The 15,398-nt window shown below is 66.9% G+C and carries 13 protein-coding genes and 1 pseudogene; 12 read left to right on the top strand and 2 right to left on the bottom strand.

All coding sequences use genetic code 11. From position 1 onward, the window contains the following. Positions 1–33 precede the first annotated feature (33 nt). The 7 genes and pseudogenes from ligA to AC5Y5B_RS11025 all read left to right on the top strand — a co-directional run. A complete protein-coding gene (gene ligA, locus AC5Y5B_RS11055; protein WP_500005349.1) occupies positions 34–2,121 on the top strand; it encodes an NAD-dependent DNA ligase LigA in 2,088 nt (695 codons plus the stop codon). Next, positions 2,118–3,230, top strand: coding sequence for a cystathionine gamma-lyase (locus AC5Y5B_RS11050; RefSeq protein WP_500005348.1), 1,113 nt, complete (start codon positions 2,118–2,120; stop codon positions 3,228–3,230). Before ligA ends, AC5Y5B_RS11050 begins: the two co-directional genes overlap by 4 nt. Positions 3,231–3,300: 70 nt before the next feature. After that, positions 3,301–3,897, top strand: a complete 597-nt coding sequence (locus AC5Y5B_RS11045) for a TetR/AcrR family transcriptional regulator (RefSeq protein ID WP_112633926.1) — start codon at positions 3,301–3,303, stop codon at positions 3,895–3,897. Between the two features lie 173 nt (positions 3,898–4,070). Further along, positions 4,071–4,517 carry an MmpS family transport accessory protein gene (locus AC5Y5B_RS11040; protein ID WP_205869147.1) on the top strand — a complete coding sequence of 149 codons (447 nt, stop codon included), beginning with the start codon at positions 4,071–4,073 and terminating at the stop codon, positions 4,515–4,517. Next, the gene (locus tag AC5Y5B_RS11035) at positions 4,514–7,432 is read left to right on the top strand and encodes an MMPL/RND family transporter (RefSeq protein WP_112633924.1); all 2,919 of its coding nucleotides are present in this window, start codon (positions 4,514–4,516) and stop codon (positions 7,430–7,432) included. Before AC5Y5B_RS11040 ends, AC5Y5B_RS11035 begins: the two co-directional genes overlap by 4 nt. 65 nt (positions 7,433–7,497) lie before the next feature. Then, on the top strand, positions 7,498–7,932 hold the full coding sequence (locus tag AC5Y5B_RS11030) for a hypothetical protein (RefSeq protein ID WP_500005347.1): 435 nt from the start codon (positions 7,498–7,500) through the stop codon (positions 7,930–7,932). A gap of 162 nt (positions 7,933–8,094) precedes the next feature. After that, positions 8,095–8,350 (top strand): annotated as a pseudogene (locus AC5Y5B_RS11025) (DUF222 domain-containing protein); the annotation flags it as partial. Between the two features lie 378 nt (positions 8,351–8,728). On the opposite strand, the gene AC5Y5B_RS11020 reads toward AC5Y5B_RS11025, so the two are convergent. Further along, positions 8,729–9,385: an ACT domain-containing protein gene (locus tag AC5Y5B_RS11020; protein ID WP_500005346.1), complete on the bottom strand. Its 657-nt coding sequence runs from the start codon at positions 9,383–9,385 to the stop codon at positions 8,729–8,731. A 109-nt stretch (positions 9,386–9,494) separates the two neighbouring features. On the opposite strand from AC5Y5B_RS11020, the gene gatC reads away from it, so the two are divergent. The 4 genes from gatC to AC5Y5B_RS11000 all read left to right on the top strand — a co-directional run bounded on the left by gatC (position 9,495) and on the right by AC5Y5B_RS11000 (position 13,658). Continuing rightward, a complete protein-coding gene (gene gatC / locus AC5Y5B_RS11015) occupies positions 9,495–9,794 on the top strand; it encodes an Asp-tRNA(Asn)/Glu-tRNA(Gln) amidotransferase subunit GatC (RefSeq protein WP_112633922.1) in 300 nt (99 codons plus the stop codon). Then, on the top strand, positions 9,791–11,278 hold the full coding sequence (gene gatA, locus AC5Y5B_RS11010) for an Asp-tRNA(Asn)/Glu-tRNA(Gln) amidotransferase subunit GatA (RefSeq protein ID WP_500005345.1): 1,488 nt from the start codon (positions 9,791–9,793) through the stop codon (positions 11,276–11,278). The genes gatC and gatA overlap by 4 nt, the downstream gene beginning before the upstream one ends. A 56-nt stretch (positions 11,279–11,334) precedes the next feature. Next, positions 11,335–12,366 carry an ATP-dependent 6-phosphofructokinase gene (locus AC5Y5B_RS11005; RefSeq protein ID WP_112633920.1) on the top strand — a complete coding sequence of 344 codons (1,032 nt, stop codon included), beginning with the start codon at positions 11,335–11,337 and terminating at the stop codon, positions 12,364–12,366. A gap of 266 nt (positions 12,367–12,632) precedes the next feature. Continuing rightward, entirely contained in the window at positions 12,633–13,658 is a 1,026-nt protein-coding gene (locus AC5Y5B_RS11000) for a MinD/ParA family ATP-binding protein (protein WP_500005344.1), read from the top strand. On the opposite strand, the gene AC5Y5B_RS10995 is transcribed toward AC5Y5B_RS11000, so the two are convergent. Beyond that, entirely contained in the window at positions 13,655–13,840 is a 186-nt protein-coding gene (locus AC5Y5B_RS10995; protein WP_500005343.1) for a 2-isopropylmalate synthase, read from the bottom strand. The two genes, AC5Y5B_RS11000 and AC5Y5B_RS10995, sit on opposite strands and share 4 nt — an antisense overlap. Between AC5Y5B_RS10995 and gatB the strand changes: the two genes are divergently transcribed. Next, on the top strand, positions 13,839–15,353 hold the full coding sequence (gene gatB / locus AC5Y5B_RS10990) for an Asp-tRNA(Asn)/Glu-tRNA(Gln) amidotransferase subunit GatB (protein WP_112633918.1): 1,515 nt from the start codon (positions 13,839–13,841) through the stop codon (positions 15,351–15,353). The two genes, AC5Y5B_RS10995 and gatB, sit on opposite strands and share 2 nt — an antisense overlap. The last annotated feature ends 45 nt before the right edge of the window (positions 15,354–15,398 follow it).

Here is a 15,398-nt window from a genome sequence, read left to right as displayed (position 1 = left end):
TTTTGGGTCGGTGTCCTCGGATAGCCTGCCAAGGTGAGCTCAGCAGAAGCTGATTCGGTCACCCCCGAGGTGCGCCGGCAGTGGCAGGACCTGGCCGAGACCGTCCGTGAACACCAGTTCCGCTACTACATCAAGGACGCGCCGATCATTTCGGACGCGGAGTTCGACACGCTGTTTAACGAACTCCTGGCGTTGGAGGAGCGGCATCCGGAGCTCCGGGTGCCCGATTCCCCGACGCAGCTGGTCGGCGGCGCGGGGTTTGCCACCGAGTTCGCCGAGGCGGCGCACCTGGAACGGATGTTGAGCCTCGACGACGTCTTCGATCGCGACGAGCTGGTGGCGTGGAGCAACCGCGTCGAGAACGAGGTCGGCGCCGAGCCGCATTACCTGTGCGAACTCAAGATCGACGGCGTGGCCCTGTCGCTGGTGTATCGGGACGGCCGGTTGGAGCGGGCCGCGACTCGCGGCGACGGCCGGGTCGGTGAGGACGTGACGCTCAACGCGCGCACCATCGACGATGTCCCCGAGCGGCTGTCGGCGGCCAAGGACTTCCCGGTTCCGGCCCTGCTCGAGGTGCGCGGCGAGGTGTTCTTCCTGCTCGCCGATTTCGAAGCGCTCAACGCCAGTCTGGTCGAGGACGGCAAGGCGCCGTTCGCCAATCCGCGCAACAGCGCCGCCGGCTCGCTGCGCCAGAAAAACCCGGCCGTGACCGCCCGGCGCAAGCTGCGGATGATCTGTCACGGCATCGGTCGCACCGAGGGGTTCGCGCCCACCAGCCAGCACGAGGCCTACGCCGCGCTGAGCGCCTGGGGCCTGCCGGTGGCCGCGCAGACCGCGCGGGTGCGGGGCCTGGCCGCCGTGGAGGAGCGGATCGCCTACTGGGGTGAGCACCGCTACGAGCTCGAGCACGAAATCGACGGTGTGGTGGTCAAAGTCGACGACGTCGCCCTGCAGCGCCGACTGGGGACCACCTCGCGCGCGCCGCGATGGGCCGTCGCGTACAAGTACCCGCCGCAGGAAGCGCAGACCAAGCTGCTCGACATCCGCGTCAACGTCGGGCGCACCGGGCGCGTCACACCGTTCGCGTTCATGACACCGGTGAAGGTGGCGGGGTCGACGGTGGGGCTGGCCACCCTGCACAACGCCGCCGAGGTCAAGCGCAAGGGCGTGCTGATCGGCGACACGGTGATGATCCGCAAGGCCGGCGACGTGATCCCGGAGGTGCTCGGCCCCGTCGTCGACCTGCGCGACGGCTCCGAACGCGAATTCGACATGCCCACCACATGTCCCGAGTGCGGCACCCCGCTGGCGCCGGCCAAGGAGGGTGACGCCGACATCCGCTGTCCCAACGCCCGGTCGTGCCCGGCGCAGTTGCGGGAGCGGGTGTTCCACGTCGCCGGGCGCGGCGCGTTCGACATCGAGGGCCTCGGCTACGAGGCGGCCATTGCGCTGCTCAAGGCCGGCGTGATCGCCGACGAGGGTGATCTGTTCACCCTCACCGAGGACGACCTGCTGCGCACCGAGCTGTTCCGGACCAAGGCCGGTTCCCTGTCCGCGAACGGCAAACGGCTGCTGGACAATTTGGACAAGGCCAAGGCGGTGGCGCTGTGGCGGGTGCTGGTGGCGTTGTCGATCCGGCATGTCGGGCCGACGGCCGCGCGGGCCCTGGCGACCGAGTTCGGTGACCTGGACGCGATCATGTCGGCATCCACCGAGCGGCTGGCCGCGGTGGAAGGCGTCGGGCCGACGATCGCGGCGGCGCTCACCGAGTGGTTCACCGTCGACTGGCACCGCGCGATCGTCGAGAAGTGGCGGGCCGCCGGCGTGCGGATGGCCGACGAGCGCGACACCAGCGTGCCGCGCACCCTGGAGGGGCTGACGGTGGTGGTCACCGGGTCGCTGGCCGGCTTCTCCCGCGACGACGCCAAGGAGGCGATCCTGGTCCGCGGGGGCAAGGCCGCCGGCTCGGTGTCGAAGAAGACCGATTACGTCGTGGCCGGCGATTCGCCGGGTTCCAAGTACGACAACGCGATCGAGCTGGGGGTGCCCGTCCTCGACGAGGACGGCTTCCGGAAACTGCTGGCCGAGGGGCCGACAGAAACACCGGCCGACGGAGCATGACCGGTCGGTACGGGGATTCCACCCGCAGCCTCAAAGCCATTGACGGGCAAGCCGTTTCGGGACAGCCGGTGGCACCGCAGGCGGTGCTGGCCGCCACCTACCACCTGTCCGGCGACGAAACGGCCGCGCTGGACAGCTACGGCCGCGGCTCCAATCCGACCTGGCGGCAACTGGAATCCGCACTCGCCGAGCTCGAGGCGGCCGGCGGGGCGCTGGTGTTCGGCTCGGGCATGGCGGCCATCACCGCCGTGCTACGCACGCTGGCGACGCCCGGAGCGACGGTGGTGGTGCCGGCCGACGGCTACTACCAGGTGCGCCGCTACGCCCGCGAGGACCTGGTGCCCGCGGGCGTGACGGTCATCGAGGCGTCGAGCGCGCAGATCTATGACGCGGCCGCCCAGGCCGACGTGGTGCTGGCCGAGACGCCCACCAACCCGGCGCTGGACGTGATCGATCTGCACCGGCTGGCCACCGTCTGCCGGGGCCGCGACGCGCGGTTGGTCGTCGACAACACCGCCGCGACGCCGTTGGGTCAGCAGCCGCTGTCCTTGGGCGCCGACGCAGTGGTGGCCAGCGCGACGAAGGCCCTGTCCGGTCACGGCGACCTGCTGGCCGGCTACGTCGCCAGCAACCAGCCGGAGCTGCTCGCCGGAGTGGAGCGGCACAGGCTGCTCGCCGGTGCGGTGCTGGGCGGGTTCGAGGCGTGGCTTCTGTTGCGCAGCATGGGAACTGCCGGATTGCGCTTCGAACGCCAATGCCAGAACGCCCGGGCGGTGGCGACCATGCTGGCCCGTCACCCCGCGGTGCGGGCGGTGCGATATCCGGGTTTGGCCGACGACCCGGCGCATCCGGTGGCCATGGCGCAGATGCGCCGATTCGGGGCGCTGGTGTCGGTCGAATTGGCCGATGCGGCCGCGGTGCACGCCCTGGTGGACCGCAGCGAACTGCTGATCGCCTCCACCAGTTTCGGGGGCCTGCACACCTCGGTGGACCGCCGGGCGCGCTGGGGAGACCCGGTCGCCGACGGCTTCGCGCGCATCTCACTGGGTATCGAGGACACCGACGACCTGCTCGCCGACATCGAACGCGCGATGATGCCCTCGCGCTGACGCGACATCCGTCGGGCCCGACTGCACCGAAATTGGTCCGCATCGCCCGAGCGGCTCTATCGTGGGCTCTATGACCCAGACGGCCGATCGGTGCGAGCACGCATCACCGTGGTCGCCGCGCGAGGCCGAGATACTGGCCGTGACGCTGGCGTTGCTGCAGGAACACGGCTATGACCACCTGACGGTGGACGCGGTGGCTGCCGCCGCGCGCGCCAGCAAAGCCACGGTCTACCGGCGCTGGCCCTCCAAGGCCGAACTGGTGCTGGCCGCCTTCACCGAAGGCGTCCGCCAGGTGGCCGTCCCGCCGAATACCGGCTCGCTGCGCGGCGACCTGCTGAGCCTGGGGGAGACGATCAGCCAGGAGAGTGGGCGCCACGCCAGCACCATCCGCGCGGTCATGGTCGAGGTGTCGCGCCACCCGGCGCTCAACGAGGCGATGCAGCATCAATTCCTCGACCAGCGCAAAGCCGTGATCCAGCACCTGCTGCACCAGGCGGTGGACCGGGGCGAGATCGCCGAGGACGTCATCACCGACGAACTGTGGGACCTGTTGCCCGGCTATCTCATCTTTCGGTCGATCGTTCAAAGTCGGCCGCCGACTCGTCGCACCGTGCAGGAGTTCGTCGACGGGTTTCTCATCCCGGGCCTGACCAGGCGCACCGGGTAGTTAAGCCGGCATTCGGGGATAGCCGCCTGTTGAAAAATATATACGCGCGCGTCTCTTGTACGGGTACGGTCCCGTACCGTACTGTCTTACCTGTTGACGACGCTTATGATGTTTTGGCAACCACGCCCGGCCCCGGGCGTGGTTCTGTCGCCCGATACTCGAAAGGCTAACGGGTGAAAGGCTTTTCGATAACATCCCTGGTTAGACGCGGGTGGATGGTGATCGTCGCCGTGGTGGTGGTGGCTGTCGCGGGGTTCTGCGTGTTCCGGCTCCACGGGAACTTCGGCTCGCACAACAACACGTCGGCTGCCGGTGGTATCTCCGATCAGACCGAACCGTTCAGTCCCAAGCACATCACCCTTGAGGTTTTTGGTGACGCTGGAGCGGTGGCGACCATCAATTATGTTGACATCAATGTGCAGCCGCAGCAAGTGTTGAACGCGCCCCTGCCGTGGTCGCTGACTATGGTGACGACACAGCCCGGAGCCTTCAGCAACCTTGTCGCGCAGGGCAATAGCGATTCCCTGGGCTGCCGCATCACGGTGGATGGTGACGTCAAGGACGAAAGGATCGTCAACCAAGTGAACGCCTATACCTTCTGCCTGGTGAAGTCCGCATGAGCGACGATCACGCCCCGAGGTCCGCCGTAGCGCAAGGTATTCGTCGGTTTGCGGTGCCTATCCTGCTGCTGTGGGTGGGTCTGGCGGCTATCTCCAATATCGCCGTACCGAATTTGGAGGACGTGGCCAAAGCGCACAACGTCTCTCTGAACACCCCGGATGCGCCGTCGTTTCAGGCGATGCAACACATAGGCAAGGTGTTTCACGAGTTCGATTCCGACAGTGCGGCCATGATCGTCCTTGAAGGCGACAAGCCCCTAGGCGATGACGCCCACCGGTTTTACGACGTTCTGGTCCGCAAGCTCGAGCACGACACCAAGCACGTGGAGCACGTCCAGGATTTCTGGGGGGATCCGCTGACGGCGGCAGGCTCGCAAAGCAAGGACGGCAAGGCCGCCTACGTGCAGGTGTATCTTGCCGGCAACCAGGGCGATGCATTGGCCAACGCGTCGGTCGACGCCATCCGCCAGATCGTGGCGCACACGCCCCCACCACGGGGGGTGAAGGCCTACGTGACCGGCGCGGCGCCGCTGGTCACCGATCAGTTCGAAGTAGGCAGCAACGGCATCTTCAAGGTCACCGTGGTCACCGTGTTGGTGATCTTGGCGATGTTGTTATGGGTCTACCGTTCCGTCACAGCGGTTTTCGTGCTGGTCACGGTCATCGTCGAAATGGCGGCCGCCAGGGGTATTGTCGCGTTTCTGGGAAGCATCGGGTTGATCGGGCTTTCGACGTATGCGACGAATCTACTCACCTTGCTCGTCATCGCCGCCGGCACCGACTACGCGATCTTCTTTGTCGGCCGCTACCACGAGGCGCGGCACGACGGGCAGAACCGCGAAACCGCCTACTACACCATGTATCGCGGGACGACCCACGTGGTACTGGGTTCCGGTCTGACCGTCGCCGGTGCGGTGCTCTGCCTGCGCTTTACCAGGCTCAATTATTTCCAAAGCCTGGGCATTCCCGCCGCAATCGGTATCGGGGTCGCACTGGCGGCCGCGCTCAGCCTGACTCCAGCCGTGATTACCGTTGGCAGCCTTTTCGGGCTGTTCGATCCGAAACGCCAGCTGGCGACCCGGGGCTGGCGGCGCATCGGCACCGCAATCGTTCGCTGGCCCGGACCCATCCTGGTGGTGGCGACCGGGGTCGCCCTCATCGGTTTGCTCGCTTTGCCCGGATATAAGACAAACTATGACGCTCGGGCCTACATGCCAGCCAGCGCCCCGGCCAATACGGGGTATGCGGCCGCGGAGCGGCATTTTTCTCAGGCCCGGCTCAACCCCGAATTGTTGATGATCGAAACCGACCACGATATGCGTAATCCTGCCGACATGATCAATCTGGAAAGGGTTGCCAAAGCGATCGCCCACCTGCCCGGCATCTCCCAAGTCCAGTCCATGACCAGACCCTTGGGGACCCCGATCGAGCACACCTCGTTGGCATTTCAGATCAGCGCGGGCAGCATCGGCAACATCGAGAACCTGCACTACCAGAAAGAGCGCGCCCAGGATTTGTTGAAACAGGCCGACAATCTCAAAGATACGATCGGGATTCTGAACCAGCAGTACGGGCTGCAAAAACAACTCGCCGCCTCGACGCACGACGAGACCCAAAGCTTTCACGACACGATCGCCATCATCAATGACCTGCGGGATAAGATCGCGAATTTCGACGACTTTTTCAGGCCGGTACGCAGTTATTTCTATTGGGAAAAACACTGCTTCGACATTCCGGCCTGCTTCGCGTTCAGATCTGTCTTCGATGCGCTCGACGGTATCGATCAGCTCAGTGCGCAGTTTGAAAAGCTCACCGCGAGCTTGGACAAGTTGGATGCGGGCCAGCAGAAATTGGTGACCCTGTTACCGCCTCAGATCGCCGACCAGGAGAAGAACCTCGGCCTCACGCTGTCCAACTACGCCACCAACTTGGGGATCAACGAGCAGGCGAAGGCAAGTACCGACACCGCGACGGCCCTGGGTCAGGCGTATGACGCCGCCAAAAATGACGATTCCTTCTACCTGCCGCCCGAGGCTTTCAACAACCCCGAGTTCAAAAGGGGCCTGAAATTATTTCTCTCGCCGGACGGGAAGGCGGCGCGCATGATCATCTCCCACGAGGGTGATCCCGCGACCCCTGAAGGTATCTCGCACATCGAACCGATCAGGAACGCGGCCAAGCAGGCTGTGAAGAACACCCCCTTGGGGGATTCCAACATCTATCTCGCCGGCACGGCCGCAACCTATAAGGACATAGCCGACGGTGCCAAATACGATCTCATGATCGCCGGAATAGCCGCGTTGAGCCTCATTCTGCTCATCATGGTGATCATTACCCGAAGTCTGGTCGCAGCGATCGTCATTGTGGGCACGGTAGCGCTTTCGCTGGGCGCTTCTTTCGGGCTTTCCGTTCTGGTCTGGCAGGACATCCTCGGTATCAAGCTCTACTGGATCTGCCTGGCGCTCTCGGTGATCATCCTGCTAGCGGTGGGATCCGACTATAACCTCCTGTTGATCTCTCGGTTCAAGGAAGAGATCCATGCCGGCCTGAATACGGGCATTATCCGGGCCATGGCAGGCAGCGGGGCTGTGGTGACCTCCGCCGGCCTGGTGTTCGCCTTCACCATGGCCTCCTTCGTGTCCGCCTCCCTGCTGGTGCTGGGTCAAATCGGGACCACGATCGCCTTGGGTCTGCTGTTCGATACCCTGATCGTGCGTTCATTCATGACGCCGTCCGTCGCAGCGCTGCTCGGGCGCTGGTTCTGGTGGCCCCAACGCGTGAGACCCCGCCCGGCCAGCACGATGCTCCGCCCGTACGGGTCACGCCAAGCGGTTCGACAACTGCTGCTCTGGGAAGACGGAGACCCCGTAGCGACATCCGAATCGCCTTCAAATGCAAGGCGTTCCCACGCCTGAAAGGGCGCGACAAGCGGTTCGTCGGCGACCCCACGGTGTCTTGGTCGATGAAGGAGTGAACAAATTTGGGCCTGTTTGGTTATCTGGCGGTGCTAGCCGGCGTGGCCGAGTTGGTGTTCGCCGCCTGCGTCTTCACTTTCGTGAAGCGACTCCTCGAGCGACCACCTGTGCCGGTTGGTGAAGAAGTCGGTGGTATCAGAAAAGTTCTGAGGAAATTACGTAAAGGCGAACCGATGTCAGAACAAGAATTAGAATTTGCGACACAAATCATCGCCGATCGCAGCTCCCTTATCGCTTACTCGATCCCGGCCGCTGTTTTCACTATCGGATGTTTTATTGTGTTCAGTACTATTGAACTGCACAGCATCAAATCCCTTCGGATATATATCGGGCTTTTCCCCATGCTGGGAGCCACGAACTTAACCATCCAGCTACTCAGAATCGCCGCCTTGAAACGTCGTCTACCCGATGCCACGGGGGAACTCTCCGCGCATCGTTGACCAAGCGAAAGCTGTTGTAGCCGAACGTAACTCGATGGAAATTCCCGTCGCGCGCCGACCTGGCACGACCGGACTTGGTTAAGGCACCGGGATTTGTGGTAACTGCCGCGGGCTGGGGCTCGGGGGCCCGTTTTTGTCGGTGGTGGCTGCGATGACGGGGCCATGTCTTCGACCGCATCTGTTGGCGCTGTGATGGTGGGTCCTGGTGAGCGTCTTGAGGTGTTGTTCGAGGAGTTGGCGGAGTTGGCCGGGCGGCGTAATGCGATTGATGGGCGCATCGTGGAGATCGTGGCCGAGATCGATCGCGACGCGCTCTGTGGGGTGACCGGCGCGCGGTCGGTGCCGGCGTTGGTGGCTCGGGAAGACGGCCTGCTCGCCGGCGAACGCGCACACGCTCACCGCCATCGCCGGACGGCTGGCGAGTTCCCGCGTTTTCGGCACCGGGAAGATGGTGGGCCCACGAGTTGGTCAACCTGGTGCTGTTGTGCCCTTATCATCACCGGCTGCGCCATCGTGGCGCCATCACCATCACCGGACCCGCAGGCGCACTTGTGGTCAGCGACGACGCCGGCCGAGGGCCGAGCCTGGCGCGCCCCCGACTAAACCCTCGCCCGCGGTGGGGCCGTAACGCGCCGACTGGCGGTGGTACACACCCTTCCAACCCCAACCCCCAACCGCCACCGACAACCAACTAACTTGATGCGGCACCCGTCATGCCGGTGATGCATCGAAGCCCAAACATACTGGGGCATAAAGGAAATTCGCTCTCGCTACAGGCTCAAGTCAACCCGTCGCGCTAGCGCAGCATGGTGGCGACGATCCCGGCGAGGTAGCCCAACCGGGCCACCTCCGAGGGCCGGAATTCCGGGCCGGGGCGGCCGAGCACCACCGCGGTGTGCGGGTCACCCAGCGGGGCCGCGACCATCGTGACGTCCATATCGCGCCATGCCTTGGGCACCCATTCGGCGCTGCTGTCCAGCGTCACCGCCCGCTCGATCGGCAGCCAGGGCGCCGAGTCCGCCTTGGTCTCCGGGGCGCCCGGACTGCCGGCCAGGCGCTCGAGCGCGCCGCCCGAACTGCGCAGCACCGTGCACCAACTGACGCGCAGCACCTTGGGCGCCTCGTTGGCCAGAACTCGCAGTCGCGCCGCGTTGCCATCGGCCGCCGCGACGTGGTCGAGCAGCTCCAGCTCGCGGTGCGCCTCCAGCAGGCCGGTGTGCGGGCGCACGCTGTCCACCCGGACACCGGACAGGGACTCGGCCGCGGTGATCAGCCTGTCCGGCATGGCCCCCGGCGGCAGTTCGATCACCAGGTCGTCGGTCGCGTAGCCCGCGCTGCGTTCCACGACGTCGAGCGACAGGATGTCGGCTCCCACCGAACCGAGCGCGACCGCTAGCGACCCCAGGCTGCCTGGCCGGTCGACGAGCTCGATGCGCAACAGATAGGAGGGCACGGCCAACACTGTGACATAAGGATGTGTCGCTGGCATTTCGGCTCGATCCGGCCGCGCGATCGGCAACGGCGTGCAGCGGGCCCCGCGCCCGCGGCTAGGCTTTCGGATCGTGTCCCAGATCTCCCGCGACGAGGTAGCGCACCTGGCCCGGCTGTCCCGGCTGGCGCTGACCGACAGCGAACTCGACAGCTTCGCCGGCCAGCTCGGCGCGATCCTTACCCATGTCAGCCAGGTCCAGGCGGTGGACGTCACCGGCGTCGAGGCCACCGACAACCCGCTCAAGGACGTCAACGTCACCCGCCCGGACGAGCCGGCCCCCTGCCTCACCCAGGCCGAGGCGCTGGCCGAGGCGCCCGAAGCCGTCGACGGCCGCTTCGGCGTCCCGCAGATCCTGGGGGACAGCGAGTGAACGACATCGTCCGCTCCGACGCCGCCACGCTGGCCGCCCGCATCGCCGCCAAAGAGGTGTCTTCGGTCGAGGTCACCCAGGCATGCCTGGACCAGATCGCCGCGACCGACGAGCGCTACCACGCCTTCCTGCACGTGGCGGCCGACGAGGCGCTGGGCGCGGCGGCGGCGGTCGACGAGGCGGTGGCCGCCGGGGAGCGGTTGCCGTCCCCGCTGGCCGGTGTCCCGCTGGCGCTCAAGGACGTCTTCACCACCGTCGACATGCCGACCACCTGCGGGTCCACAATCCTCGAGGGCTGGCGTTCGCCCTACGACGCCACCGTCACCTCGCGGCTGCGCGCCGCCGGGATCCCGATCTTGGGCAAGACCAACATGGACGAGTTCGCGATGGGCAGCTCGACGGAGAACTCCGCCTTCGGGCCCACCCGCAACCCCTGGGATGTCGACCGGGTGCCGGGCGGCTCCGGCGGCGGCAGCGCGGCGGCGTTGGCCGCGTTCCAGGCGCCGCTGGCGATCGGATCCGACACCGGCGGGTCCATCCGGCAGCCCGCCGCGCTCACCGCGACGGTGGGCGTCAAGCCGACCTACGGCACGGTGTCGCGCTACGGCCTGGTGGCGTGCGCGTCGTCGCTGGATCAGGGCGGGCCGTGCGCGCGAACGGTGCTCGACACCGCGCTGCTGCATCAGGTGATCGCCGGGCACGACCCCCGCGACTCCACGTCGGTGGACGCGGCGGTGCCCGACGTCGTGGGCGCTGCGCGGGCCGGCGCGGCCGGCGACCTCAAGGGCGTGCGCGTCGGGGTGGTCAAGCAGCTGCGCGGCGAGGGCTATCAGCCCGGCGTGCTGAGCGCTTTCGGGGCCGCCGTCGAGCAGCTGACCGCCCTGGGCGCCGACGTGAGCGAGGTCGACTGCCCGCACTTCGAGTACGCGCTGGCGGCCTACTACCTGATCCTGCCGTCGGAGGTGTCGAGCAACCTGGCCCGCTTCGACGCGATGCGTTACGGGTTGCGCGTCGGCGACGACGGCAGCCACAGCGCCGAGGAGGTGATGGCGTTGACGCGGGCCGCCGGCTTCGGGCCGGAGGTCAAGCGCCGCATCATGATCGGCACGTACGCGCTGTCGGCCGGTTATTACGACGCGTACTACAACCAGGCCCAGAAGGTGCGCACCCTGATCGCCCGCGACCTGGACGAGGCCTACCGCTCGGTGGACGTTGTGGTGTCGCCCGCGACCCCGACCACGGCGTTCCGGCTGGGCGAGAAGGTCGACGATCCGCTGGCGATGTATCTGTTCGACCTGTGCACGCTGCCGCTGAATCTGGCCGGACACTGCGGCATGTCGGTGCCGGCCGGTCTGTCGCCGGATGACGAGCTGCCCGTCGGCCTGCAGATCATGGCGCCCGCGCTGGCTGACGATCGGCTCTACCGGGTCGGCGCCGCCTACGAGGCGGCCCGGGGGCCGCTGCCCGCGGCGCCCACCGTCTAGCGGGCTGTCGCGGGCTAATCGCGCCATAACCCCGCCGGCCCAGGCAAGATGAGATCATGCGGATCGGAGTGCTCACCGGAGGCGGCGACTGCCCCGGGCTCAACGCGGTCATCCGGGCAGTGGTGCGAACCTGCGACTCCCGGTACGGCTCGTCGGTGGTCGGATTCCAGGACGGCTGGCGCGGATTGCTGGAGAACCGGCGCATTCAGCTGCAGAACGACGACCGCAACGACCGTCTGTTGGCCAAGGGTGGAACCATGCTGGGCACCGCCCGGGTGCACCCCGACAAATTGCGGGCCGGGCTCAACCAGATCAAGCAGACCCTCGACGACAACGGGATCGACGTCCTGATTCCCATCGGCGGGGAGGGCACGCTCACGGCCGCGCACTGGCTCTCGGAGGAGAACGTGCCGGTGGTCGGTGTCCCCAAGACCATCGACAACGACATCGATTGCACCGACGTGACTTTCGGCCACGACACCGCGTTGACCGTCGCCACCGACGCGATCGACCGGCTGCACAGCACCGCCGAATCGCACCAGCGGGTGATGCTGGTCGAGGTGATGGGCCGCCACGCCGGCTGGATCGCGCTGAACGCCGGCCTGGCTTCGGGCGCGCACATGACCCTGATTCCCGAGCAGCCCTTCGACGTCGAAGAGGTCTGCCGGCTCGTGAAAAGGCGCTTCCAGCGCGGAGATTCGCACTTCATCTGCGTTGTCGCCGAGGGCGCCAAGCCCATCCCCGGTTCGATCGCGTTGCGGGAGGGCGGGATTGACGAATTCGGCCACGAGAAGTTCACCGGCGTGGCCGCCCAGCTCGGCGCCGAGGTGGAGAAGCGGATCAACAAGGACGTCCGGGTGACCGTGCTGGGTCACGTCCAGCGCGGCGGCACGCCGACGGCCTACGACCGGGTGCTGGCCACGCGGTTCGGGGTGAACGCGGCCGACGCCGCGCACGCGGGGGAATACGGGCAGATGGTGTCGTTGCGCGGGCAGGATATCGGCCGGGTTCCGCTGGCCGACGCGGTGCGCCAGCTCAAGCTGGTCCCCGATAGCCGCTACGACGACGCCGCGGCCTTCTTCGGTTAGACGCCCCCGCTGGGCGAACATCCGGTGGATCTCAGTGAGCCGCGGCCTGAATTTGCCCGCCAATGATCCGAGTGGTTCGCGATCGCCGCATTTTGGTGGTTTCCGGACCGGTCCTCAGGGGTTATACCGGGGGTATGAGCCACCGCGGTGCGATTCGCGGAGTCGTTCAGCAATCCGCAGCAGCGGGGGGACCACCGGTTCCGCCGAACCATAGGCCGGGCCCGCCGCCCAGGCGCCGCGCCGGCGCCGACTCCGCGGCGGCCACCGTGCCGCAGTCCCGCGGACCGCATCGCCAGCCGACCGGACCGCCGCCACCCCTGCCCTTGCCCCTGCGGCCACCGCCCCGGCCGGCGCCGGCGCGTCCCGAACCGATGCTGGGGGCGACGGCGCTGGACCGCTTCGACACGCACGACACCGCCGCCAACAGGTTCGATTGGCGACAGTTGCTGCATCGCGTGACGGGCATCGAACTTGGCCCGGGCAAGAACACGGCGTACGAGAACGAGCTGCGGCAGCGCATCCGCGCCACCGTCGGCGGCGCCTTCCCGATCGCCGTGCTCAACCTCAAGGGCGGGGTCGGTAAGACCACCGTGGTGGAGGCGCTCGGGTCGACGTTCGCGGCGGTGCGCGATGACCGGGTGCTCGCCCTCGATATCGACGCCGGGGACCTGGCGGAGCGCCACGGTCAGCACAGCCCGCACAGCATCGCCGACCTGCTGCGCGGCAACCCCGCGCCGCAGTACGAGGACATCCGCGCGCTGACGTACATGAACGGCTTCGGGCTGGAAGTGCTGGGGCTGCCGGACAGCGACTGGCGCCTGGAGCGCCACGACATGCTGCGGGCCTTCTCGATGCTGCGAAACCAGTATTCGGTGGTGCTGGTCGACTGCGTCAAAACGCTCAATTATGCTGTGATGGACGCGGTTCTGCCGGAATCGCGCGCCCTGGTCGTGGTCACCAGCCCCGCCATCGATGCGGTACGTAAAACCCGGGCGACGCTGGAGTGGTTGTGCCACAACGGTTATCAGTCCTTGATGCAGTGGACGGTGCTGGCCATCAACCACGTCGAGCCGGCCAAGGTCGACGGCGTGGCCGTCACCGAACTCGACCGGTTGTCCGCCCGCGTCGGCGCCACGGTGGTGCTGCCGTTCGATCGCCACGTGCACGATGGACGAAAGATCGCGCTGGACCGGTTGAGCAAGGAGAGCCGGCGCAGTTATCTGCAGATGGCGGCCGTGCTGGCCGAGATGTTCCCGGGCAGGGGAGGGGAGCCCCTTCGCGTCCACCACTAGACCGTCGGGTGGTGACCCGCTTCGCCCGGCTCCGCCGCGCTCGCGATCACCACTAGACCGTCGGGGTGGTGACCCGCTTCGCCCGGCTCCGCCGCGCTCGCGATCACCACTAGACCGTCGGGGTGGTGACCCGCTTCGCCCGGCTCCGCCGCGCTCGCGATCACCACTAGGATCGAGCGCATGAGTGTTGCCGCCAGCGCCGATCTGATGGACTTCGACGACGTCATCGCGCGTTTCGATCCGGTACTCGGCCTCGAGGTACACGTGGAATTGTCCACTGTCACCAAGATGTTCTGCGGTTGCACCACCGCTTTCGGCGCCGAACCCAACACCCAGGTGTGTCCGGTGTGCCTGGGCCTGCCCGGCTCGCTGCCCGTGCTCAACCAGAGCGCGGTCGAGTCGGCCATTCGCATCGGGCTGGCGCTGAACTGCGAGATCGTGCCGTGGTGCCGCTTCGCCCGGAAGAACTACTTCTACCCCGACCAGCCGAAGAACTACCAGATTTCGCAGTACGACGAGCCGATCGCCATCAACGGCTATCTGGAGGCGCCGCTGGACGACGGCACCACCTGGCGCGTCGAGATCGAGCGCGCGCACATGGAGGAAGACACCGGCAAGCTCACCCACATCGGCAGCGAAACGGGCCGCATCCACGGCGCGACCACGTCGCTGATCGACTACAACCGCGCCGGTGTGCCGCTGATCGAAATCGTCACCAAGCCCATCGAGGGCGCCGGGGCCCGGGCGCCGCAGATCGCCCGCGCCTACGTCACGGCGTTGCGAGACCTGTTGCGCGCCTTGGGGGTATCCGATGTCCGCATGGACCAGGGCTCCATGCGTTGTGATTCCAATGTGTCGCTCAAACCCACCGGTGCGACCGAGTTCGGCACCCGGACCGAGACCAAGAACGTCAACTCACTCAAAAGCGTCGAGGTGGCGGTGCGCTACGAAATGCAGCGCCAGGGCGCGGTTCTGGCCTCGGGGGGTCGAATCATCCAGGAAACCAGGCACTTTCACGAGGCCGGCGGGTACACGAGCCCGGGCCGCACCAAGGAAACGGCCGAGGACTACCGGTATTTCCCCGAGCCGGACCTGGAGCCCGTCGCGCCCAGCCGCGAACTGGTCGAGCAGCTGCGCGCGACCATCCCCGAGCTGCCCTGGTTGAGCCGCAAGCGGATTCAGGACGAATGGGGAATCTCCGACGAGGTGATGCGCGACCTGGTCAACGCCGGGGCGATCGATTTGGTCACCGCGACCATCGCACACGGCGCGTCCAGCGAGCAGGCCCGCGCCTGGTGGGGAAACTTCCTGATGCAGAAGGCCAACGAGGCCAACGTGGCGCTGGACGAGCTGGCCATCACCCCCGCCCAGGTCGCCGCCGTGGTGGCCCTGGTCGACGAGGGCAAGCTGTCGACCAAGCTGGCCCGTCAGGTCGTCGAGGGCGTGCTGGCCGGGGAGGGCGAGCCCGAAGAGGTGATGACCGCCCGCGGTCTGGCGCTGGTGCGCGACGACTCGGTGACCCAGGCGGCCGTCGACGAGGCGCTGGCCGCCAATCCCGATGTGGCAGAAAAGATTCGCGGCGGCAAGGTGGCCGCGGCCGGCGCGATCGTCGGCGCGGTGATGAAGGCAACCCGCGGCCAGGCCGACGCCGCCCGGGTGCGCGAACTGGTGTTGGCCGCCTGCGGCCAGGGCTAGCCGCCGGCCGCTGCCGACGGTGCATTCCACGACGCGACACGCCGG

The organism is Mycobacterium sp. NGS33, from assembly GCF_059812885.1.
This window is presented reverse-complemented; position numbering and strand designations above follow the sequence as displayed.